The following is a 23142-nucleotide window of genomic DNA, read 5'->3' on the forward strand; positions in this document are numbered from 1 at the left end:
ACGCAGTCAGCCCTCACGACGTCTCACCTGCAGGTAAAACCATGCCGCAAACGCCATGAATGCAGTGAATCCCGCCAGCATCGCCGCAGTCTCTCCGCCCAGCCAGCCGGTGCCCAGGCCGAGGGGGCGGCGTCCGAGCACGAACGCCGCTCCGGCAATGCCGACACCCAACAGGCCTTCACCACCCACGAAACCGCTCCCCAGCAGAATCCCCCGCTCGCGCCGGTCGCCCGCCTCGTCGGGGCTACGGGCGCTGCGTTCCGCCCACCAGCGCAACAAGCCGCCCAGAAACACCGGCGTCATGGTCGACACCGGAAGATAGACGCCGACCGCGAACGGCAGCGACGGAATTTTAAGTAGTTCACACCCGACGGCAATACCCACCCCGGCGGCCACCAACCCCCAGGGCAGCGACTGGTCAAGCACGCCGTCGATGACCAGCTTCATGAGCGTCGCCTGCGGAGCGGGCAACTCGGTGCTGCCGAAACCGAACGTCTCTGCGAGCAGCAGCACGGCAAGGCACACGAACACGGCGGAGGTCAGCACACCCACCAGCTCGCCCACCTGCTGCCGGCGCGGCGTGGCGCCGAGGAGATAGCCCGTCTTGAGATCCTGCGACGTGTCGCCGGAAATGGAGGCTGCGATGGCCACGACGCAGCCGACGGTGATCGCCGCGGCCTTGCCCGTGATATCGGTCCAGCCCATCGCCAGGAAAATGCCTGCCGTGCCGAGCAGCGCCGCGATCGTCATGCCGCTGGTCGGGTTGCTGGTAACCCCGACGAGGCCGACGATCCGGGACGCGACAGTGACGAAGAAGAACGCGAAAACGGCCACGAGAATCGCCGCGACCAACCGGTGGCCCACCCCGCCCACGTCACCGAAAGGTATGGGCACGAAGGCCAGGACGCCGATCACCAGCGCGACCCCCAGGCCGACGAACTTCAGCGGCAGATCACGATCGGTGCGCGCCACGACCACCGCGTTGGCGCCACGCTGACTCTTGAGCTGGGCGAAACCGATGCGAAAACTGTCCACCATGACCGGCAGGCTGCGCACCAGCGTGATGATCCCCGCCGCTGCGACCGCGCCGGCGCCGATGTAGCGGACGTAGCGTGTCCACAGTTGCGCGGGCGTCATATCGATCATCAACAGGGCCGTCTCGGGATAGAGCGGCAGCGTGCGCGTCGCGCCCCACCAGTCGAGCAACGGAATGACCACCAGCCAGGACAGCAGGCCGCCGCCGACCATGACGGCCGCAATGCGCGGTCCGAGGATGAAGCCGACGCCGAACAGCGCGGGCGCAAGATCCATGCCGATCTCGGCCTTGCGCGGCCAGGGCAGGCGAATATGGACCGCGTCCGGGATCGCCCTCGCCCAGGACGTCAATGCCTTGAACGCCGCGCCGCCCGCCAGCCCGATGAAGACGAAGCGCGCATTTCCGCCGCCGACCTCGTTCGCCACGAGCACTTCTGCGCAGGCCGTACCTTCGGGATAAGGCAGGCGACCGTGTTCGCGATCGATGAGAAAACGTCGCAAGGGCACCATGAACAGGATCCCGAGCACCCCGCCGCACATGGCGAGCATGGTCATCTGCAGGAGATCCGGCGACAGGCCCCACAGGAACAATGCCGGGAGCGTGAAGATGATGCCGCTCGCGAGAGAGCTGGATGCCGAACCGACGGTCTGGGCGAGATTCGCCTCGAGTATGGTGCCGCGGCGCCCCGCCGCCTCGAGGGCCCGAAAGACCGCAACCGTCATGACTGCGACGGGGATCGACGTGCTGATCGTGAGTCCCGCACGCAGGCCAAGATAAGCATTCGCGGCGCCGAACACGATGCCGAAGAGGATTCCGAGTCCGATCGCCTTGAGCGTGAACTCCTGCAGGTTCGCGCCGTGCGCAATGTAAGGCTCGTAACGTCCGCCCGGCGGGGGCGGCTCGAATGCGCCCGGACCGAGGCCCTGCCTGGCGCTCAAGATGCCGTGTCCCGCGGCGTACCGGTCGGATCCCCGAGATCGACGCGCAACGGCTCCGCGCTGCGCAGGTGCAGGTCGCGCTGCGGGTAGGGAATCTCGATACCCTCGTCGTGGAAGGCCTTCCAGATCTTGCGCAGGACGTCGCTGCGCACGTTGTTGATGCCCTGCATGGCGTCGCCGATCCAGATACGCAGCTCCAGTTCCACCGCGCTGTCACCGAAGGCGCGCAGCTGGCAGATGGGCGCGGGACTCTCCAGGACGCGCGGGACCTCTCTGGCGCACTCGACGCAAATCTCGAGCGCCCGCTCGACGTCCGTGTTGTAGTGAACGCCGATGGGGATCTTGAGCCGCATGTTGTTGTGGGAATGCGTCCAGTTCTCCACGCGGGTCGTGATGAAATCCTCGTTCGGGATGAGATGCTCGATGCCGTCCCGGGTGATCACGGACACGTAGCGTCCCCCGAGCGTGTTGACCCACCCGTAAGTACCGGCCACGGCAACCACGTCCCCGGGCTTGATCGACTTGTCCACCAGCAGGATCACGCCCGAGAACAGGTTGGCGATCACCTTCTGCAGGCCCAGGCCGATCCCCACGCCGAGCGCGCCGCCGAACACCGCCAGCGCCGTCAGGTCGATCCCCGTAGTCGACAGCGCGGCGAGCACGGCGAGAACTATCAGGGTGAATTTCAGCAATTTGCCGAACAGGACCTGCACCGACGGGGTCAGGTTCGGGCTGTGCTTGAGGCGCGACTCCAGGATGGCGGACACCGTGGTCGCCAGCCACAGGAGCATCGCAAGGGCGAAAACCGATTTCGTGACCGTCAGGAGGGAGATGCGCACGGCGCCGAACTGGACGGCAAAGGAGTCCAGCAACGCGACGGTCGGATCGAGCAGGCGGAGAATGTTGAGCGCAGCGACGGTCCACGCCGTGATGGCCACGGCCTGCGCCCAGACGGGATTGCGGATCAGGCGCGAGGCGATCTTGATGATCACCCAGGCCATCAGCAGGCTGGCCACGATCTCCAGGATGCGCGCGGGCCAGCCCTGCATCACGGCCGCCTGCCACGCCACGCCCATCATCAGGAGCCAGGTGAGCGGAAAAAGCAGGGTGGCTAGGGCTGCGATGAACTGCTGTCGCCATCCCCCCGGGGAGAATCGCCCGAGCCAGCGACGGATCCGGGGCGCGAGCAAAGCGGCGAAGACCAGCGCCGCGGAAACCGCGAGCAGCTGCAGCAAATTGGGCAGAACCAATACCTGTTCGTTGACCCATTGCCAGGCCAACGAAGTGTACTCGCCCAGCCTGGCCGGATTGAGCCACTCGTCCATCGCCGGCTCCTCACCTGCCTATCGAGTTCCTGACGAGCATATCATCGTCTGTAAAGCAGGAAGCCCGGCACGGGCCGGGCTTCCTTCGTCTTCACAGCAGGTCCGATGACTCGGACCGATATTTACAGCGCCTTCACCTGCACCAGTTCCTTGCCATCCGGATCGGTGACGTGCACGGCGCAGGCCAGGCACGGATCGAAGCTGTGGATGGTGCGCAGGATCTCGACCGGCTGCTCGGGATCGTACAACTGATGATTGTCCTCCAGCGCCGCCTCGTAGGCCCCCGGTACACCCTTGCTGTCCCGCGGACCTGCGTTCCAGGTGCTCGGGACGACGGCCTGGTAGTTGTCGATGAGCCCGTTCTTGATGACGATCCAGTGCGACAGCCCGCCGCGGGGCGCCTCATGAATACCGACTCCCCGGGCCTCGCTCGGCCAGGAGGACGGATCCCACTGGATCTCGTTGAAGGTCTTGGTGTCGCCGCTCTTGATGTTGGTCATGAGCTGGTCCATCCAGCCCTGCATCGCGTCGGCCACGATCTTGGTCTCGAGCGTGCGGGCCGCTGTACGACCCAGCGTCGAGAACAGGGCTTCGACCGGCGCGTCCATGGTCCGGAGCGTGTAATTGACGAGTTCCTGGGTCTGCTCATGGCCGCGCGCATACAACAGCAGCACCCGGGCCAGCGGTCCCACCTCCATCGACTGGCCGTGCCAGCGTGGCGACTTCAACCAGCTGTAGCCGTCATCGACATTCAGCTGCTTGTACGGCGCTGCGGGTCCTCCCCGGTTCTCGTAGTCCAGCTTCGTCTCGCCATCCCAGGGGTGCAGGCCCTGGTCCTTGCCGCCCGAATAGTCGTACCAGGAATGCGAGGCGAACTCCTGGATGCCCTCGGGATCCTTGAAATCGACTTCCTGGATGTCGTTGAGGTTCTTGCCGATGATGGCCCCGCGCGGGAACAGGAAGCTGTCGACGTCATTCATGGTCTTCATGGGGAAATCCCCGAAGCACAGGAAATTGCCGAGCCCCTCGCCACGACCGAACCAGTCCTTGTAGAACCCGGCGATCGCCAGCGTATCCGGGACATACACCTGGTCGACGAAGGTCTTCATCGAGGTGATGACGTCCTGGACGATGCCGAGCCGCTCGGCATTGATCGCCGAGTCGGAGTTCAGGTCGATCGGGCAAGGCACGCCGCCCACCACGAAATTCGGGTGCGGGTTCTTGCCGCCGAACACGGCGTGCAGCTTGACGAAATCGCGCTGCCAGGCAAGCGCCTCGAGATAATGCGCCACCGCCATCAGGTTGGCTTCCGGAGGCAGCTTGTAGGCCGGATGTCCCCAGTAAGCGTTCGCGAAGATGCCCAGCTGGCCTCCCTCGACGAAGCCCTGCAGCTTCTTCTTCATGTCGCGGAAGTAGCCCACGGAAGACTTGGGCCAGCTCGGCGACACCGTTTGCGCCAGCTCGGAGGTCGCAGCCGGGTCGGCACTGAGCGCCGAGACGACATCGACCCAGTCGAGCGCATGCAGGTGATAGAAATGCATGACGTGATCGTGCACGTACTGTGCGCCGATCATCAGGTTGCGAATCATCTGTGCATTCGGCGGGATGTCGTATTTGAGCGCATCCTCCACGGAGCGGATGGCGGCCATGCCGTGCACCAGGGTGCAGACGCCACAGATGCGCTGGACGAAGGCCCAGGCATCACGCGGGTCACGGCCGCGCATGATGATTTCCAGCCCGCGCACGCTCGTGCCCGAGGAGTACGCCTGCTGGATGCGGTCACCTTGCATCTGCACCTCCACGCGGAGGTGGCCTTCGATGCGGGTGATCGGGTCGACGACGACTCGATTGCTCATAGTTTAATTACCCCGATCCTTGTAAGTCGTTCGCTGCCGGCGTGCCGGGCTCAGTCCAGGTTCTCGCTGACCAGCTGGACGAGATTTACGATGTCCTTGTCCCAGTTCAGCCATTCCTTGCCCTTTTCGAGCGTCTGCATGCAGGTGTTGCAGGCGGTCACCACCGTCGGTGCACCGGTCCGCTCGACCTCCTCGCGCTTGAGCTCGAAAGCCGCGTTGCGGAGTTTCTGGGCGCTTTGCAGCATGGAGACGCCGCCGCCACCGCCGCAGCACAGGTTCGTCCGGCCATGGGACTCCATTTCCGTGAGCTTCACGCCGAGCGCCGCGAGCAACTCGCGAGCCTCGTCGAAGGAGCCGCCCATGCGACCCAGCTTGCATGGGTCATGGAAGGTCACGTGCGCAGCCTCGCCACTGGGCTTCTTCAGCTTCAGGCGACCGGCCTTGGCTTCCTGGCCGAAATACTCGGCAACCGAGAAGAACTCGAACGGCAATTCCTTGCCGTACAGCGTCGCCGCTTCCCAGCGCAGCACCGGATAAGCGTGACCACACTCGGCGACGATCACTTTCTTCGCGCCCGTGGCGACGGCCGCGTCGATGACCCGCTTGCTGATCCGCTTCTGGGCCTGCTTGTCACCCGACAAGGCGCCGAAATTCGCAGACTCGAAGCCGTCGCTGCGAATCGTCCAGTTGGCACCGATCTTGTTCATGATGCGGGCGGTCGAGGCCAGCAGCTTCTCGTCCTTGAGGAAATCCAGCGCGGAGGACAGCACCATGACGTCGGCCTTGTCCTTGTCCAGGGGGACGTCGATTCCCTGTGCCCGGACCCGCTCGACGGTTTCGCGCAGCTTGTCCGGCCCGGCGCCGAGAATCGTCGCCTTGTCGCGCTGCTCGTCGGACACGGCCTGCAACTCGGCCGGGGCCATGCCGGCCGCCGCGAGGCCGTTCCGTACCACCTGGATCATGCTCTGGATATGGATGCCCATCGGGCACAGCAGGCTGCAACGGCCGCACTGGGTGCAGGAGTCGTAAGCCAGCTCTTTCCAGTCTTCCAGGTCGGCGATCGTGAGATCGCGCGTCGTCAGCCGGTTGAACAGGCGCATGGGCGCGACTTCGCGACGGTAGACTTTTTTCAGCGGCTCGGTCTTGAAGATCGGCGTGTACTTGGCTTCATGCGTGCCCAGGTAGAAATGGCAGGCTTCCGCACACATGCCGCAGTGAATGCAGGACTCGAGATACGTCGCCATGTCGGCGTCGATGCCTGCGATGAAGGCTTGTTTCGCCCGGGCGATCTTCTGCTCGTCGGACAGCCCCTTCGGTTTCAGGCCGGCTGCGGCGCGTTGGCCGAGCGTGCCGTAATCGGGAATCGTTGTCGCGCTCATGCCCGTACTCCTCTCCGTGCGAATGCAGCTCCCACCTTGTAGCGTGATGGCCAGATGACCAGGGCGTGCATCAGTTTGCCGAACGGGAACCAGATCAGCAGCGCGCAGACGCTCAGGATGTGCAGACCGAGCATGGTCTCGTAATCCATGAAGGGCGTGATGTGCGCGACGGAAAAGAAGCCCGTCAGGAACGGAACAAACGCGATCACCCAGCTGATGTAGTCGTCCCAGGTCGAGATCTGGCGCAGCACCGGGTTCATCAGCCGACGTGCCAGGAGCACGAGCAGGATACCCATCGTCACGACCGTGAAGAAGGTGATGATCCAGCCGGGCAGGGTCGGCCAGGTGAAGCCGACGATATCCGCGAAAAACAGCATGTGCGGCGCGCCGAGGAACAGGATGATGAACATGCTGATATGCCAGGCGTAGCCCGAGTAATGCTGGAAGACGATGTTCTTCTCCAGCTCGTGCGCCGGGGCGGAGCGGGTGAGGAGCGTTGTCAGCCCGCCGTAGAATTCACCCGGCGGCGTCGAACGGGTCGCCACCGCCTTCGCACCGCCTGCGGCGGGCGCGCCCTTCGGCGGTTCCAGCCGCTTGCGCGACGCGAGGATCAGTACCGTGAGGCGCCAGACCACGCCGACGATGAAGATGGCTACCGACCAGCGGAAGGCCGGGCCCCGGGCGAAGTCGAGCAGGGTCATGCCCTGCCAGTACAGGCCCTCATTCAAATACAGAGGCTCGTTCATGCTTGTTCCTCCTGCTGCTGCGCCTTCTTCTGCTTGCCGCGAGCCAGGGCAGCCGCGGCGAGACCGGCGGCGGCCCCTGCGGCGGCACTGGCACCCACGGTCTTCGCATCGCCCCAGTAAGCCGCGGACAGCGGCCGATAGAAGCTGCCCTTGTCCCAGAAATCCGGTTCCGAGCATCCCAGGCAGCCGTGTCCCGACTGGACCGGCCAGCTGACCCCGTCATTCCATTTCAGCGTGGCGCAGGCGTTGTAGGTCACCGGGCCCTTGCAGCCCAGCTTGAACAGGCAATAGCCCTTCTTGGCCCCTTCGTCGTCGAAGGTCTCGGCAAACAGGCCCCGATCATAGAAGGTCCGGCGGTAGCAACGGTCGTGGATGTTCTGACCGAAGAACGCCATCGGGCGGCCGAACTCGTCGAGCTCGGGGATCGTGCCGAAGGTCAGGTAATGGGCCAGCACGCCGGTCATCACCGTCGGCACGGGCGGGCAGCCCGGCACGTTGATGATGGGCTTGTCCTTGATGAGGTCCTGGACGCCGACCGCCTGGGTCGGATTCGGGTTCGCTTTCGGGATGCCGCCGTAGGCCGCGCAGGTCCCGATCGAGACGATCGCCGCGGCGCCCTTCGCCGCATGCAACAGCATGGACAGATGCGTATGGCCGTTGGTGCAGGAATACGCCTCGTAGTCCCCGGTCGGTATGGAACCGTCCACGAGCAACAGGTAGTTGCCGTAGTTCGCCTCCATCTCCTTGTACATCGCCTCTTCGGCGCGGTCGCCGGAAGCGGCCATCAGGGTGTGGTGGTAATCGAGCGAAAGTGCATCGAAGATCAGGTTCTCGACGGTCGGGCTGTGCGAGCGCGTCAACGCCTCGGTGCAGCCTGTGCACTCCTGGAACGGAAGCCAGAACACCGACGGCCGCTTGGCCGTTTCGATCGCTGCCGCAACGGCGCTGACCATGCTCGGCGGCAACGCCATCATGGAGGCCGTAGCCGCGCAGAATTTCATGAACCCGCGACGGCTGACTCCGTTCGCCCGAAGGACATCGCCTACGGTATTGCTTACTGCCATGCTGTGCTCCTCCGCACGGCCCCGCCTGAATTCCTCGGGGGGCCTTCGGTTGGCTTCAATTACCGGCCGACGCAAGCGCGTCGACAAGTTCCGTGAGACCTTTCTGGACATCCTCCGCCTGCGCCTGCAGGAGGTCGGGGACCCAGCTGATCTCGATGAAACGGCTGGCGACGCCGCCACTGCCGTTCATATGCTCAATGATCCAGACACCGGAATAACGACTCTCGCGAATCACCGTGGTACCGAGCGCCTCCAGTTCCGCACGGACCTCGCCATCACCGAGGGCTCCCATCAGGCGATCCATATCGCCGGGGCCCATCGGCAGGCTCTGGACGTCGATCACGGTCGGCTCGCCCGACTCGACCAGCCGTCCGAGGGCATGTCGGATTTCATGCAGCAGTGGAAGCGTATTGCCGCGGAGTTCGGGCTCACTTGGCCCCTCAGACTCCACTTTCACCCCGATTTCCGAGAGACCGCTCATCGCGCCTCCGCCGACTTGGCGCACGCATCCGCCATGGGCGACGTGCGAATCGGTTTTTGTTGTCTGTTGTTCAATGTCTTACAGCAATTTAGGCCGCAAGCCCGTTGTCAGCAATACGCAATTTACACAACGCTAATGCGTCATTCGGCACGAATCGGGACTCCTGTCCACGCCGTGATGAGCTCAGCCACGGCCCGCGCCGCCTCCGGCATGGCGGCGGCCACCGCCGGCGTCGGTTCCGTGCCCCAGTCCACCGCGCCCGGCTGGATGCCGACGAGCGCGCGGCGGGTCGGCAGACGCTCCGTCAGGCGCGCGATATTCATCAGGTCCATGAGCCCGACTTCGTGAATACTGCGGCCGTGGCCGCCGAGCATTTCGTCCATCTTCTCGTCGACGAAGACCTTCACCGTGCCGGGCGCCGCGCGCAGCTCGGTGGCATCGACCACGATGACGTGCTCCGCATTCTCGACGTCGGTCGCGAGGGAGAAACTCAGGGTGCCGCCGTCCATCCACTCGACTCCCGGCACATCGGGATTCAGTGCCCGCAGCCGTTCGACCACCCAGGGGCCGACACCCTCGTCCGTGAGGATCGTGTTACCGACACCCAGCACCAGCAGGCCCTGCTTTTCGTGTTCTGCTTCGTTCATCTGCGACTCCATGCGACGCGACCCGGCGCTGGACGCAGGATACCGGGCTGTCCGGCGGCTGCATCAGGACATCTACCAGCTTGCATCGAAGGGCCCTGGATGGCAGCGTAGTGACACTCAGATCCCCGCGCCGGAGTCCTTGTTATGTGTCTTGGCATCCCGATGAAAGTCGTCTCGATCGATGGGTTCCTGGCCCGCTGCGAAGCCAAGGGCGTCCATCGCGACGTCAGCCTGTTCATGATGCAGGACGAGCCCGTGGACGTCGGCGAGTTCGTCATGGTCCATGTCGGCTACGCCATCCAGAAAATGACCGAGCAGGAAGCCCGCTCCGCATGGGAAGTCTATGACCAGATGCTGGGCAACGAGGCGAGCGTCTGAGTAATGCACGAGCTGTCCGTCTGCCAGGCACTCGTCCAGCAGCTGGAGGCGGTGTCCGCGTCTAACGGCGGCGGTGCCGTAGAACTCGTGCGCCTGCGGATCGGCCCGCTGTCGGGCGTCGAGGCTCCGCTGCTGCAACGCGCCTTCCCTCTGGCGGCGGCCGGCACCGTGGCCGACGGCGCCGAACTCGTCATCGGCGTCGCCGATCTCGTGGTGCATTGCAATGACTGTGGCGCGCGCAGCGATGCCCTGCCGAACCGCATGCTTTGCGGCGCCTGCAACAGCTTCCGCGTGCGCATGGTCTCGGGCGACGAGATGCTGCTGGAATCCGTCGAACTGGCGACGCCGGCGGCGGCTCCCGCCGAAATGTTATAGAGTTCCGTCCCTGGATTCCTCAAAACTACGGAGTTCGCCATGTGCGATACCTGCGGCTGCAACATCACCGACGGCAATCGCCACCTGGTCTCCCCCGGCGGGCGACTTTCACAGACCGACGACGGCCGGGCCGCGGTCACCGTACTGAAGAGCCTGCTCGACGAGAACGACCACCAGGCGCTGCATAATCGCGGCCATTTCGACGCCCGCGGCATCCTGGCCGTGAACCTGATGTCCTCGCCCGGGGCCGGCAAGACGGCCCTGCTCGAAGCCACCATCGATGCGCTGGGCGATCCGGCCCGCATGGTGGTGATCGAGGGCGACCTGGAAACCGAGAACGATGCCGCGCGCATTCGTGCGAAGGGTGTCCAGGCCGTGCAGATCGCCACCGGCAGCGCCTGCCACCTGGATGCCCACATGGTCCATGACGCCCTGCATCGGCTGGATCTGGAGGGCGTCGACCTGGTGTTCATCGAGAACGTGGGCAACCTCGTATGCCCCGCGAGTTTCGACCTCGGCCAGCACCTCAACGTGACGCTGCTTTCCGTGACCGAAGGGGACGACAAGCCGGCCAAATACCCGGTCATGTTCCGCGCCGCCGACCTGATGCTGTTGACCAAGACCGACCTGCTGGCCGTGCTCGACGATTTTGACCCGCTCAAGGCGGAGCAGGCCCTGCGCCTGGTCGGCTCGGCAGCGCCCGTGCTGCATGCCGCGGCACGCAAGGGCACCGGCATCGACCAGTGGATCGCGTGGATCGAGGGTGAACTGGAGGCGCAGCGGGCCCGGATCGGCGCCGGCACGACCCGTCGCCCTGCAGTGCAGTCCGACGGTGCCCGGCTGCACGCGCCGCAAACCGTCGGCGTGTCTCATGACCATTCGCACGACCACTCGCATGGCCACTCGCATGGCCACTCGCATGGCCACTCGCACGACCACTCCCACGACCACGCGGCGGGCGCGAAGCGATGAGCGCCACGGCGCGCGAATGGCTGGACCGCATCCGCGCCCTGCCGCTGCCCGAGCGCGTCCGCGTGATGAACGTCTGCGGCGGCCACGAGCGGTCCATCTCCATGGCAGGCCTGCGCGGCGCCCTGCCCCCGCAGGTCGAACTGATACCGGGGCCGGGCTGCCCCGTCTGCGTCTGTCCCGAGGAAGATGTCTACCACGCCATGCAGATCGCCCTGCACGAGCCGGATGTCATCGTGGTCAGCTTCGGCGACATGCTGCGCGTGCCCGTCAACCTGCCGCTGAAGGAAACCCGCAGCCTCGAGCAGGCCAAGGCCGCCGGCGGCGACGTCCGCCCGGTCGCCTCGCCGCTGGAGGCCGTCGAGATCGCGGCGCAAAACCCGGATCGGCGCGTGGTGTTCTTCGCCGCCGGATTCGAGACCACCACGGCCCCCGTGGCGGCCATGCTGGCCGCCGACGCCCCGCCCAACCTCATGGTGCTGTTGTCGGGGCGCCGGACCTGGCCGGCGGTGGCGTTACTGCTCGAATCAGAGGACCCGGGCTTCGATGCCCTGATCGCGCCGGGACATGTCTCCACCATCATGGGTCCGGAGGAATGGGAATTCGTCGTCAAGGATCACGGCCTGCCCGCTGCAGTCGCCGGCTTCCATCCGGAGAGCCTGCTGGCGGCGACCTACTCGGTCCTGCGCCAGGTGGTCGAGGGCAAGTGTTTTCTCGATAACTGCTACCCGGAGGTGGCGCGCTCGCAGGGGAATGCCACTGCGCGCCAGTTCCTGGAAGAGACGATGGACATCGTGGACGCATCCTGGCGCGGCATCGGTGTCATTCCGGCGTCCGGTTACGGACTGAAGCCACATCTGGCAGCGCGCGACGCGCGCCTGCATTTTCCCGATTATGGCGCCCACGACCGGCAGCGGGCAGGCCTCATGCCGAAGGGCTGCGATTGCGCGCGCGTCGTCATGGGCAAGATCTATCCGAACCAGTGCCGCATCTATGGCTCGGCCTGCACGCCCCGCACGCCGATCGGGCCGTGCATGGTCTCCGACGAAGGCGCATGCCGCATCTGGTGGTCGAACGGGGTCCGCACCCGGGAGGTCGCCTGAGTCCCGGTCGCCGGCTCTGGATCACGGGCCATGTCCAGGGGGTCGGTTTTCGCCCCTTTCTCTATCGCCTCGCGGATCAGCACGGCCTCACGGGCTGGGCCCGGAACACCGTCGGCGAGGTCGAGGTCCTGGTCTGCGGCCAGCCCGCCGCGGTCGATGATTTCACTCGCGACGTCATCAGCGCGGCCCCGGCCATCGCCGCGCCGCGACTGCGTCGCGTCGAGGACTGGCAGGGCCCGCCACCGCAGCGTTTCGAGATCCTCGCCAGCGAAGCAGGCGCCACACCGCGCATCTTCGTCCCGCCGGACTATTTCACCTGCAACGACTGCCTGCGCGAGCTTGCGGACCCTGCGGACCGGCGCTATCGCTATCCCTTCATCAATTGCACACAGTGCGGTCCGCGCTATACGTTGATCGAGGCGCTGCCGTATGACCGCGCCAATACGTCCATGGCCGGCTTTGCGCTGTGCCTCGCCTGCAGGCGGGAATACACGGACCCCGCCGACCGGCGTTTCCACGCCGAACCCATCGCCTGTCCCGACTGCGGTCCAAAGCTGCACTGGACGGCCATGGACGGCGGCGCGCCGCAGGACGGTGCGGCGGCCCTCGACGCATGCATCGCCGCGCTGAAAGCCGGACGACTGGTCGCCGTCAAGGGCGTCGGCGGTTACCACCTGGTCTGCGACGCGGCCGACACCGCAGCGATCGCGCGCCTGCGCCGCCTGAAACCGCGCCCCACCAAGCCGCTTGCGGTGATGGCACCGCTGGCCGGCGAGGACGGCCTTGCCGCCGTGCGGCGGATCGCGCGTCCCACGGAGGACGAAGCCCGGCTGCTGTTGTCGCCGCAACGGCCCATCGTGCTGTTGGGCAAACGGGCGGGGGCACTGCCGGACGCGTTGGCCCCGGGACTCGCGGAGCTCGGTGTCATGCTGCCCTACAGCCCGTTGCATGCGCTGTTGCTGGACGCGCTCGACCGGCCGCTGGTCGCCACCTCCGCGAACATCAGCGGCGAGCCGGTTCTTACCGCGGGCGAGGAGGTGGAAGACCGCCTCGCCCACCTGGCCGAAGGCTGTCTGCACCATGACCGCCCCATCGTGCGTCCCGCCGACGACCCGGTCTGGCGCCGGACCGCGGGACGCGTTCGTCCGCTGCGGACCGGCCGCGGCGGCGCCCCGGTCGAGTTGACGCTGACCACGCCCGTGGCCCGACCGGTGCTGGCGACGGGCGCCCACATGAAGAATACGATCGCCCTCGCCTGGGGGGATCGTTGCGTCGTATCCCCGCATATCGGCGACATGGGCGCCGAGCGCAGCATGGAAGTCTTCGAGCAGGTCGGCACTGATCTGCAGGCGCTTTACGGCGTCCGGGCCGAAGCGCTGGTGTGCGACGCCCACCCGGCTTACGCGACGACCCGTTGGGCACGGCGCGCCGGCCTGCCCGTATCGTCCGTGCTCCATCACCATGCCCACGCAGCCGCGCTCGCGGCCGAGATGGCGACGGACGATCCCGTCCTGATTTTTGCCTGGGACGGTGTGGGGTACGGCGGCAACGGCGAATTGTGGGGTGGCGAGGCTTTTCTCGGCCGCCCCGGGGCCTGGCGCCGGGTAGCGAGCTTCCGTCCCTTCCATCTGCCGGGCGGTGAGCGCGCCGGGCGCGAGCCCTGGCGGAGCGCGGCCGCGCTGTGCTGGGAAAGCGGCCGGGACTGGCCGGAGTGCCCGGACCGGGACGGCCTGGCGCGGGGCGCGTGGGAACGCCGCCTGAATACCCCGGCCACCAGCGCCGTCGGCCGACTGTTCGACGCCGCAGCGGCGCTCAGCGGAGTCTGTCTGCACGCAGACTACGAGGGCGAGGGCCCGATGCGACTGGAAGCCGCAGCGAACGAGGTGCTTGCGGCGGATGGGGCGCCGACCCGCGGTGCCGCCCTGCCCCTGGCACCCGATACGGATGGCGTGCTGCGTGCCGACTGGGCGCCGCTGGTCGAGCCGTTGCTGGACGCCTCTTGCAGCGTGGGCGAGCGCGCCGCCGGCTTCCACGAGTCGCTGGCCCGGACCGCGGTCGCCATCGCGACGACACTGGGGCGCGAGCAAGCCCTGTCGATGGTCGGCGCGACCGGAGGTGTGTTGCAGAACCGGCGGCTTGCCGATCGCATGCAGGCCTTGTTCGGCGCTGCAGGCATCGAGCTGGCCCTGCCGGAACGACTCCCCGCCAACGATGCGTGCATATCCTTCGGCCAGGTGGTCGAACAGGCCGCAGCGGATGCGCAACGCGGTTAGAATAAAGAGCTGTCACTCCGCACCGCCGGTCAGAAGGAGAATCCCGCATGGCGCTTGACGAGGCACGGATCGGCCTGGCCCACGGCAACGGCGGCCGCTACATGCGCGAGCTCATCCAGGAGGTCTTTGCACGGCATCTCGGCGGGGGCGTCCTCGACACGAACCTGGATGCCTGTCCCCTGCCGGCCCTGCCGGAAGGCGAGGTGGTGTTCACGACCGACGGTTTCACCGTCCAGCCGCTGGAATTCCCCGGGGGCGACATCGGCTCACTGGCCGTGCACGGCACCACGAACGACCTGGCGGTCGCCGGCGCCAAGCCCCTGTATCTTTCCCTGAACGTATTCATCGAGGAAGGCCTCGAGGTCGAGGTGCTGGACCGGATCGTGAGCAGCCTGGCTCGTGCGGCACGCGAAGCCGGCGTGCAGGTCGCCGCCGGAGATACCAAGGTCGTCCGGCGCGGGGAAGGTGGCGGGCTGTACCTGGCCACCACGGGCATCGGCGTGCGCCGGCACGGCCTCCGGCTCGGCATGGAACTCATCCAGCCCGGCGACCAGCTGCTGGTGAGCGGCAGCGTCGGGGACCACGGCATCTGCGTGATGCTCGCCCGCGAGCAGTTCGGACTCAGTGGTGAACTCCTTTCCGACGCGGCCAGCGTGTTCCCGTTCACCAGTGCCCTGCTCGATTATCCCGGCTTGCGTTTCATGCGCGATCCGACACGCGGCGGCCTCGCGACCGTGGCTCACGAGATCGCGCGTGCCTCCGGGCTCTCGGTGCGCCTCGACGAAACCCGGATTCCCGTCCGCGACACGGTGCGCAGCGTGTGCGAGATGCTGGGTTACGATCCGTTCTACCTGGCCTGCGAGGGCCGGGTCGTGGCGGTGCTCGCCCCGGAGGCGGCGCAGCGCGCGCTCGCCGCGTGGCAGGCGCTGCCCGGCGGAGACGACGCAGCGATCATCGGCCAGGTCGACGCCGAGGGCCGACCGGTCGTGATCGAGACCGAACTGGGTGGCCGGCGGATGCTCGAGGAACTCGAGGACGACCCGCTGCCACGGATCTGCTGACTGACGGACCTGACTCATGCCTTTCGCCCCGTCCGGACTGATTACGCTCATGACCGACTTCGGTACAGCGGATCCTTTTGCCGGCATTGTCAGCGGCCGCATCCTGAGTCGTTCTCCCGCGTCCCGCATCATCGACCTGGGGCATGGCATGCCGATGGGCCGCCCCGACCTGGCAGGCTTCTGGCTGGGACGTGCCTGGCGTGATTTCCCGGTCGGCACCGTGCATCTCGCAGTGGTCGATCCGGGAGTCGGGACGGCCCGCCGTGTCCTCCTGGCGCTCGCGGAGGACCGGCTCCTGCTCGCGCCGGACAACGGCCTGCTCGCTGAGGCGTTGCGTGACTGCCGGACGGCACGCTATTTCGCCATGGCGGCGGACCTGCCCGGGCGGCTCGGGCTCACGCAGATCTCGCAGACATTCCATGGCCGGGACCTGTTCGCGCCGCTGGCCGCCGCGCTGGCCACGGGCACGCTGGCGCCGGAGGATTTCGGCCCCCCCACCACGCCGGCCGACCCGGCGCCGCTTCCGGCCCCGACCCGCGACGCCGAGGGCATCAGCGGCGAAATCCTGCTGGCGGACCACTTCGGCAATCTTTTCACCAATATCGGCGCTTCACTGGTCGCCTCGTGCCGGCAACCCTGGGCGATCGTCGGCACGCAGTCCCTGGCGGTCCGGAACACCTATGCCGACGTGCCGCCGGGCGCGCCGCTCGCACTGGTCAACGCCTTCGGCGTGCTGGAACTGGCGGTCAATGGCGCCAGTGCTGCGACAGAGCTCGGGCTCGCCCCCGGAACGCCGCTCCGACTCGTGGACGGCCTCGGCGCCTGAGGCCGGAGAGACGCCATCCAACAATCACTGCAGACACGGAAAGGTCCAACAATGAATAACGACAGAACTGACGCCATCCGGAACCTGGCCCTCATCGGACCGGCCGGCACCGGCAAGACCACGCTCGCGGAAACCCTGCTGCACACCGCCGGGGCGATTCCGCAACGCGGCCGGGTGGATCGCGGCGATACCGTATGCGATTTCGAGGCGCGCGAAATTTCCATGGCGCATTCGCTGGATACAGCGGTCTGTCATTGCGAGTGGCAACAGACTGAAATCAACATCATCGACACACCCGGTTTCACCGACTTCTTGCCGCGCGCGATCGCGACATTGCCCGCCGTGGAATGCGCAGCCCTCGTGCTCTCCGCTTCGGGTGGGCTCGAGACCGGCGTGCGACGAATGATGAAGGCGGCCGGCGACGCGCAACTGTCCCGCATCATCATCGTCAACAAGATGGACACCGATCCCGACAAGCTCGACGAGCTGCTTGCCGAAATCCAGGAGGCATTCGGGGCACGGTGCCTGCCGGTCAACCTGCCGAGCGACCATGGCCGTAAGGTGGTGGACTGCTTTTTTCACGAGAGCGGCGACGCCACGGACTTCTCCAGCATCGAGGAAGCGCATACGCGGATCATCGACCAGGTGGTCGAGGTGGACGAGGCGCTCATGGAAGCCTATCTCGAGTCGGGCCAGAACCTGGATCCGCAGCAACTCCACGCCGCATTCGAACAGGCCCTGCGGGAACGGCATCTCATCCCGGTGATTTTCGTTTCGGCGGAAACCGGTGCCGGGGTCGAGGCCCTGCTCGACTACATCGTCAAGCTCCTTCCCAGTCCGCGGGAAGCCAACCCACCACCTTTCATGCGTGGGGAAGGCGCCGGGGCAGAGCCGGTCGTGGTGGAATCGGAACCCGATCGACACGTCGTGGCCCATGTCTTCAAGGTCGTCGTGGATCCCTACGTCGGGCGCATGGCGGTCATCCGGGTCCACCAGGGGACGATCCGCGCCGGGGCGCAGGTATTCGTGGGCGAGTCGCGCAAACCGGTCAAGCTGAGTCATCTCTACAAGCTGCAAGGGAAGAAGACGTCCGAGGTTGCCGCCGCGGGACCGGGAGACATCATCGCCGTCACCCGTATCGAGAGTCTCGGCTTCAACGACGTGTTGCACGACTCCCACGACGAAGATCACTTCCATGTGCGGCTCCCGGAAGCCGCACCGCCGATGATGGGCATCGCGATCGAGCCGGCGCAACGCGGCAACGAGCAGAAACTCTCCGATGCGCTGCAGAAGCTGTGCGCCGAAGACCCGGCGCTGCGCGTGGAACACCGCCCGGGAACCAATGAAACGGTGGTCATGTGCAGCGGCGAGCTCCACCTGAGGCTGGTCGTCGAAGCGATGAAGGAGCGGTTCAACGTCGAGGTCCGGACCCACCCGCCGACCATCCCGTATCGCGAGACGATCACGCGGCCGGCCGAGGGCCACCACCGCCACAAGAAACAGACCGGCGGTGCCGGGCAGTTCGGCGAGGTTTACCTGCGCATCGCGCCCCTGCCCCGCGGCTCGGGTTTCGAATTCGCCAGCGAAGTCGTCGGCGGCTCCATCCCGCAGCAGTTCATCCCCGCCGTGGAGAAGGGCGTTCGCCAGGCACTGGCGTCAGGCGCGATCGGCGGATTTCCGCTGCAGGACATCCGGGTCGCCGTGTACGACGGGAAAACCCACCCGGTGGACTCCAAGGAAGTCGCTTTCATCAGCGCCGGACGCCGTGCGTTCATCGAGGCCATCCGAAGCGCCGCGCCGATCATTCTCGAGCCGATCGTGCAGCTCCAGGTGACCGTCCCCGTGGACTCGCTGGGCGCCGTCACCGGTCATTTGTCGGCGCGACGCGGGCGCGTGCTGGGCTCGACCTCCCTGTCCGGCCAGCGCATCCAGGTCGATGCCGAGGCCCCGCTGGCGGAACTGCAGGATTACGCCAACCAGCTGAAGTCGCTGACCGGCGGCTCCGGCGCCTGGTCGATGCAGCTCGATCGCTATGAGCCGGTCCCGCCGAAAGTCCAGCAGGATCTCACGCGAGACCTGCACGAGGAAGAAAACGATTAGAATGGCGCCATGTGGTCGCGGTCTTGACGTACGTCAATGCGCCGCGCCGCTGGCGCGCCAACATACTTTCATATGCGACGGACAATTCGATGCTCGATATCAGTGAACTCATGACGCCGCGACGCAGCCTCGTGATCATCAGCCCGGAAGCCACCGTGGACGAGGCGCGGCGCACCATGGCGGCCCACGCCATCCGGCATCTCCCGGTGCTGGACGAGAGCGGCAGGATGATCGGCCTGGTGTCGCAGACGGACGTGCTGGTCGCCGGGAACGGCGGCGATCGCCCGGTCCGCGAAATCATGGTGCGCGACCTCGACGTCGTCGATGAACGCAGCAACGTCCGGCACGCGGCGATGATCATGTTCAGGCAGAAGAGAAGCTGCCTCCCCGTGACTCGGGACGGCCAGTTGCAGGGCATCGTCACGGATTCCGATTTCCTGGGGGTAGCCATCACCCTCATGGAACAGCTCGAGGCCGCCGAACCCGAACCCGAGCCGGAAGCGGACATCGACTCCGAGAACATGGAGATGCAGGACGACGTGATCTCCTGAGGCCGGGGCGTACGACACCCGGAAGGAGCGCGCCCGGCGCTCAGCCCGGCAGGATCGTCGTCGCGCTGACGTCGTCCTCGACCGCCTCGAGGCTGCGCGTCGGCGCGATCCCCTCCCCGAGCACCAGGCGGAACTGGCCGACCTGCACGACATCGCCGTGGTTGAGGCGGCGCTGGCGAACGACGTGGTCGTTGACCCGGATGCCATTCGTACTGTTGAGGTCGACGACCGTCCACCGGCCGCCCTCACGCACCAGCATGGCGTGGTGCCGGCTGACCGAATCATGGTCGAGCCGCACATCGTTCCAGGGATGCCGCCCGATCAGCAGCCGCGAGGCATTCAGGCTGATCCGCGCCGTCGGCTGTCCGTCCAGCAGGATGTCCAGCGCCGCCACTCGCCGCGGGGGCGGCGCATCTTTCGCGGTGTCTCCGTCTTCCGGTGGCCTGACGCAATGCCCGCCGACGGTATCCTCGTTCGCCTCCAGGGCGATATTCAGCGCGCGCGCGGCCACCTGGTCGATGCGCCCGGGCAGGCCGCCGGAAAGCTCGTGGATGCGCGCCGAAGCCTCGGGACTGAAAAGCTTGTCCGGCCGGTCGGACCCGGCGGCTTCGGCATGGAATTCGAGGTAATCGCGAGTCTCCGCGATCCCGAGCGCCTCGAGCCGGTGCTGCCAGCGGATCATCTGGCGCAATGCATGCATGCGCGGTGCAGCGAGCTGGCGTTCCACCCCGTCGCCTCCCAGGAGGACGAGCTTCAGGCGTCCGTGGCGCACCGAGTTGAGGAGCGAAAGCCATCCCAGTTCCTTGATGACGGCCCCGGAGACCGTGCTCGGCACCTCTGCGACGATGATGGTCGTGGTGTTCTTCTGCAATTGCTGCCCGAGGAACACTTCGATCAAGCCACGCATCTCGTCGCGGCTGGCATTGAGCCCGTCGAAACCGAATCCGGCGAGCAGTCCGGCAAAAAAATCGTCCGGGCCGGTCGGCAAAGAGCCCAGCGGGGCCACCAGCGCGCCGGGAAGCGACTGCCGGAGCGTGAAATCGAGGGTGGTTTGCTTGCCGGCACCCTGCTCGCCCGTCAGCACCACCAGCAGGTCGACCGACTGTAATGCGCTTTCGAGGAAACCGGCCGCCTCGCGGTGCTGCGGACCGGCATAGAACACGGCGCCGGGATCGGTTCCGAACGGGAAACGAGCGAGTCCCAGCCGGTTCAGGATGTCGCGATTCGTCACGATCGGGCCGTCATCACCACTCGCCGACGTTCGGCATGCTCGCCCACGGTTCCCGCGGCGGCAGGGCCGTCCCTTTCTGGAGCAGCTCGATGGATATGAGGTCGGGGGAGCGGACGAACGCCATGCGCCCGTCGCGTGGCGGCCGGTTGATCACCACGCCGCCATCCAGCAGGCGCTGGCACGCGGCGTAGATATCATCGACCGCGTAGGCGATGTGCCCGAAATTGCGTCCCCCGCCATAATTTTCGGGATCCCAGTTCCAGGTCAACTCGATCTGCGCGCTCTCGTCGCCGGGTGCCGCCAGGAAAACAAGGGTGAAGCGGCCCGACTCGCTGTCGTGTCGGCGTTGTTCGACCAGGCCGAGGTGATCGCAATAGAAGGCGAGCGAGGCTTCGAGGTCCGTGACACGAACCATGGTGTGCAGGTATTTCATCCGCCGGCCGCCTCCGATTCCGCTTTCACGATCCCGCCGTCACGCGGCCAGGCCCTGAGTATGGCCTGGATGACGGTAGCGAGTGGAATCGCAAAGAATACGCCCCACAGCCCCCACAGGCCGCCGAAAAACAGGATGGCCGCGATGATGGCCACCGGGTGGAGATCCACCACTTCGCTGAACAGGACGGGCACCAGCACGTTGCCGTCGAGGAACTGGATGATGCCGTAAGCGATCAGCACATAATAGAAATCCGCGGAGAGGTCGAACTGGAAGTAAGCTACCAGCGCGACAGGCAACGTGACCACCGTGGCGCCGATGTAGGGAATCAGCACGGAGATCCCTGTCAGCGCCGCCAGCAACACGGTGTATTGCAGGCCGAGGAAGCTGAACGCGATCCAGGCCACGGTACCGACGATGAGGATTTCGACCAGCTTGCCTTGCACGTAGTTGCCGATCTGGCGGTCGACCTCGTGCCAGACCTCCCGAGTCAGGTGCCGATCCTGCGGCAGGAAGCCCGACACCCAGCCCATCAGCAGGTCCTTGTCCTTGAGCAGGAAGAATACGAGGATCGGCACCAGCACCAGGTAGACGAGGACCGTGATCAACGTCATCAGCGAAGCCAGGGAAAAACTCAGCAGGCCCTGGCCGAAACGCAGGAGTTCCCCGTTGAAGCCCGCGAAAACATCGCGGATCTGTTGTTCCGAGACGAGAGCCGGGTAGCGCTCCGGGAGCTGGAGCAGCGCCTTCTGGACCTCCGCGATCATGAAAGGCACCTGCTGGAACAACTGCCCCATCTGCCGCGTCAGCAGGGGCACCAGCCATAAGAAGCAGAGCCACAGGACCGCCAGGAACAGCGTGAATACGACCAGCACGGCCACAGGGTGCGGCAGGCCGCGGACACGAAGCTCCGCGGCGATATTGTTCAACAAATAGGCGATCACGAGCGCCGCGAGCAGCGGCGCGAGCATTTGCCCGAAGGCCCAGATGGATATCGCCAGCACCAGGACGATCAAGGTCAGGGCGACGACCTGAGGATCTTCCAGCTGCCGGCGTAGCCACGCGAAAATCGCGTTCATGCAATGGTCTCCCAGGCGGGCGTACAAGGATATCAGTTCGAGGCGGGACGCACCGCCATGGTTGTGGCCGCAGGACGGGTCTGTGAGAATCGCGCAGAAAGAACGCCAGGGAGCACGGATTTTGGACTGGTTACGCCGCGAGGCCTTGCTGTTGGCGATATTCGGCGGCTTCGGGCTGTTCGTCCTGCCTGCGCTCGTTTTCCTTGTCGGACAGCAGCTCCTCGGCCCTTACCGTCCCGATGGCGGCATGGGGACATTCTATGGCGACCTATACGGCCACCTGGCCTCCGGCTCTCCATGGCCCTGGCTGCTGGTGACGGGTCCATGGCTGACGATCCAGCTGCTGCGATTGCTCTGGCTGCCTGTTTCGCGGGGCACCCGGCGGGCCCCGGACACGGCGGAACAAAACACTCCGGAGCAACGCGCCGAACCCTTTATTTGACGCTCGCGCAGGCGCGTCGTACTCTCCGGCCGAGGCCGCCAAGGAGCCCTATCGCCATGTCTCTAAAGGTTACATTCGAGCTCGCCGACGCCGACCTCGATCATTTCCGTCGTGTCATGCGGCAGGCCCGGGCTGCAGCGAAGGGGCGTGGAGCAGACGAGATCCTGGACGCCGCCGAGCAGGTCCTCGCCGGCGTGGAGGAACGGAACGTTCCCGATTTCATCGGCGACCGGCTGCGCCGGCTGAGAACGCTGATCGATATGGTCCGGGATACGGAGTGGGCCCTCCCGGACGAGGAAAAGGGCCGGGTCCTCAATGCGCTGGGCTATTTTGCGGAAGCCGAGGACCTGATACCCGACGTCGTGCCCGGACTCGGTTTCCTGGACGACGCCATCATGGTGGAACTCGTGGTCCGGGAATTGCGGCACGAAATCGAGGCCTACCAGGATTTCTGCTCTTTCCGGGCGAGCCGGGACTCAGCCGACGCCGATCCGGACGCAAGGCTCGAGTGGCTCACCGCCAGGCGCCAGGCCCTGCAGTCGCGGATGCGCAATCGCCGCCGCAAGGACCGGGGACGCAGACGGGTCCGGAGCTCGGGGCGCTCGCCGTTTTCGCTTTTCTAGCCCGCGCTGCGTCGGAACCGACTGACCTCCCAGGCCGCCCAGGAGGACGCGGGATTCTCCGGATCCAGTTCCATGCGCGCCCTCGCCGGCCGTCGCGCGCGCAGGCCGGAGCTGGACAGGGGATCCGGCGCCAGCCACTTTCGGGGCAGCAGGGGCCGCAATCGCCGGCGCAATCTGCCGATGAAAGGCCCGACCTCGTGCATCGAATCGCTCTCCGGCGCCGAAC

At 66.1% G+C, this 23142-nt stretch carries 23 protein-coding genes; 11 read left to right on the forward strand and 12 right to left on the reverse strand.

The window, feature by feature from the left end:
• Positions 1–6: 6 nt before the first annotated feature.
• From G6032_RS03265 to G6032_RS03300, 8 genes are all read right to left on the reverse strand, one after another.
• Positions 7–1974, reverse strand: coding sequence for an oligopeptide transporter, OPT family (locus G6032_RS03265; protein ID WP_165280707.1), 1968 nt, complete (start codon positions 1972–1974; stop codon positions 7–9).
• Entirely contained in the window at positions 1971–3299 is a 1329-nt protein-coding gene (locus G6032_RS03270; protein ID WP_165280708.1) for a mechanosensitive ion channel domain-containing protein, read from the reverse strand. The genes G6032_RS03265 and G6032_RS03270 overlap by 4 nt, the downstream gene beginning before the upstream one ends.
• A 122-nt stretch (positions 3300–3421) precedes the next feature.
• Positions 3422–5155, reverse strand: a complete 1734-nt coding sequence (locus G6032_RS03275; protein WP_165280709.1) for a nickel-dependent hydrogenase large subunit — start codon at positions 5153–5155, stop codon at positions 3422–3424.
• A gap of 50 nt (positions 5156–5205) precedes the next feature.
• On the reverse strand, positions 5206–6534 hold the full coding sequence (locus G6032_RS03280; RefSeq protein ID WP_165280710.1) for a (Fe-S)-binding protein: 1329 nt from the start codon (positions 6532–6534) through the stop codon (positions 5206–5208).
• Positions 6531–7280 (reverse strand): nitrate reductase, encoded by a 750-nt coding sequence (locus G6032_RS03285; RefSeq protein WP_165280711.1) that lies wholly within the window; start codon positions 7278–7280, stop codon positions 6531–6533. The genes G6032_RS03280 and G6032_RS03285 overlap by 4 nt, the downstream gene beginning before the upstream one ends.
• Positions 7277–8344 (reverse strand): hydrogenase small subunit, encoded by a 1068-nt coding sequence (locus G6032_RS03290; RefSeq protein WP_165280712.1) that lies wholly within the window; start codon positions 8342–8344, stop codon positions 7277–7279. The genes G6032_RS03285 and G6032_RS03290 overlap by 4 nt, the downstream gene beginning before the upstream one ends.
• Before the next feature lie 55 nt (positions 8345–8399).
• On the reverse strand, positions 8400–8825 hold the full coding sequence (locus tag G6032_RS03295; RefSeq protein ID WP_165280713.1) for a hydrogenase expression/formation protein: 426 nt from the start codon (positions 8823–8825) through the stop codon (positions 8400–8402).
• Positions 8826–8965: 140 nt separating this feature from the next.
• Positions 8966–9472 carry a hydrogenase maturation protease gene (locus tag G6032_RS03300; protein ID WP_165280714.1) on the reverse strand — a complete coding sequence of 169 codons (507 nt, stop codon included), beginning with the start codon at positions 9470–9472 and terminating at the stop codon, positions 8966–8968.
• Between the two features lie 144 nt (positions 9473–9616).
• Between G6032_RS03300 and G6032_RS03305 the strand changes: the two genes are divergently transcribed.
• From G6032_RS03305 to G6032_RS03345, 9 genes are all read left to right on the forward strand, one after another.
• Entirely contained in the window at positions 9617–9850 is a 234-nt protein-coding gene (locus G6032_RS03305; RefSeq protein WP_165280715.1) for a HypC/HybG/HupF family hydrogenase formation chaperone, read from the forward strand.
• A gap of 3 nt (positions 9851–9853) precedes the next feature.
• The gene (locus tag G6032_RS03310) at positions 9854–10225 is read left to right on the forward strand and encodes a hydrogenase maturation nickel metallochaperone HypA (protein WP_165280716.1); all 372 of its coding nucleotides are present in this window, start codon (positions 9854–9856) and stop codon (positions 10223–10225) included.
• Positions 10226–10264: 39 nt separating this feature from the next.
• Entirely contained in the window at positions 10265–11197 is a 933-nt protein-coding gene (hypB, locus tag G6032_RS03315) for a hydrogenase nickel incorporation protein HypB (protein WP_165280717.1), read from the forward strand.
• The gene (gene hypD, locus G6032_RS03320; protein WP_165280718.1) at positions 11194–12297 is read left to right on the forward strand and encodes a hydrogenase formation protein HypD; all 1104 of its coding nucleotides are present in this window, start codon (positions 11194–11196) and stop codon (positions 12295–12297) included. Before hypB ends, hypD begins: the two co-directional genes overlap by 4 nt.
• The gene (gene hypF / locus G6032_RS03325) at positions 12249–14570 is read left to right on the forward strand and encodes a carbamoyltransferase HypF (protein WP_165280719.1); all 2322 of its coding nucleotides are present in this window, start codon (positions 12249–12251) and stop codon (positions 14568–14570) included. Before hypD ends, hypF begins: the two co-directional genes overlap by 49 nt.
• Before the next feature lie 47 nt (positions 14571–14617).
• A complete protein-coding gene (gene hypE, locus G6032_RS03330) occupies positions 14618–15631 on the forward strand; it encodes a hydrogenase expression/formation protein HypE (protein ID WP_165280720.1) in 1014 nt (337 codons plus the stop codon).
• Between the two features lie 16 nt (positions 15632–15647).
• Positions 15648–16457 (forward strand): SAM-dependent chlorinase/fluorinase, encoded by an 810-nt coding sequence (locus G6032_RS03335; RefSeq protein ID WP_165280721.1) that lies wholly within the window; start codon positions 15648–15650, stop codon positions 16455–16457.
• A gap of 51 nt (positions 16458–16508) precedes the next feature.
• Entirely contained in the window at positions 16509–18557 is a 2049-nt protein-coding gene (gene fusA / locus G6032_RS03340; protein ID WP_165280722.1) for an elongation factor G, read from the forward strand.
• 89 nt (positions 18558–18646) lie between these two features.
• A complete protein-coding gene (locus G6032_RS03345) occupies positions 18647–19108 on the forward strand; it encodes a CBS domain-containing protein (protein ID WP_165280723.1) in 462 nt (153 codons plus the stop codon).
• A gap of 40 nt (positions 19109–19148) precedes the next feature.
• On the opposite strand, the gene G6032_RS15885 is transcribed toward G6032_RS03345, so the two are convergent.
• The 3 genes from G6032_RS15885 to G6032_RS03360 are packed head-to-tail and all read right to left on the reverse strand — an operon-like array spanning position 19149 to position 21851.
• Entirely contained in the window at positions 19149–20339 is a 1191-nt protein-coding gene (locus G6032_RS15885; protein WP_165280724.1) for an FHA domain-containing protein, read from the reverse strand.
• A gap of 13 nt (positions 20340–20352) precedes the next feature.
• The gene (locus G6032_RS03355; protein ID WP_165280725.1) at positions 20353–20772 is read right to left on the reverse strand and encodes a VOC family protein; all 420 of its coding nucleotides are present in this window, start codon (positions 20770–20772) and stop codon (positions 20353–20355) included.
• Complete coding sequence (locus tag G6032_RS03360) at positions 20769–21851, reverse strand: AI-2E family transporter (RefSeq protein ID WP_165280726.1); 1083 nt, start codon at positions 21849–21851, stop codon at positions 20769–20771. The genes G6032_RS03355 and G6032_RS03360 overlap by 4 nt, the downstream gene beginning before the upstream one ends.
• Before the next feature lie 121 nt (positions 21852–21972).
• On the opposite strand from G6032_RS03360, the gene G6032_RS03365 reads away from it, so the two are divergent.
• Together G6032_RS03365 and G6032_RS03370 are read left to right on the forward strand one after the other, a co-directional pair.
• Positions 21973–22293 carry a hypothetical protein gene (locus tag G6032_RS03365; protein ID WP_165280727.1) on the forward strand — a complete coding sequence of 107 codons (321 nt, stop codon included), beginning with the start codon at positions 21973–21975 and terminating at the stop codon, positions 22291–22293.
• 56 nt (positions 22294–22349) lie between these two features.
• Positions 22350–22916: a DUF1232 domain-containing protein gene (locus G6032_RS03370; protein ID WP_165280728.1), complete on the forward strand. Its 567-nt coding sequence runs from the start codon at positions 22350–22352 to the stop codon at positions 22914–22916.
• On the opposite strand, the gene G6032_RS03375 is transcribed toward G6032_RS03370, so the two are convergent.
• On the reverse strand, positions 22913–23119 hold the full coding sequence (locus G6032_RS03375) for a hypothetical protein (RefSeq protein WP_165280729.1): 207 nt from the start codon (positions 23117–23119) through the stop codon (positions 22913–22915). The genes G6032_RS03370 and G6032_RS03375 overlap by 4 nt on opposite strands.
• Positions 23120–23142: the final 23 nt, after the last annotated feature.

Origin of the sequence: Wenzhouxiangella sp. XN24 (assembly GCF_011064545.1) — a bacterium.
Taxonomy (GTDB): Bacteria; Pseudomonadota; Gammaproteobacteria; order Steroidobacterales; family XN24; genus XN24.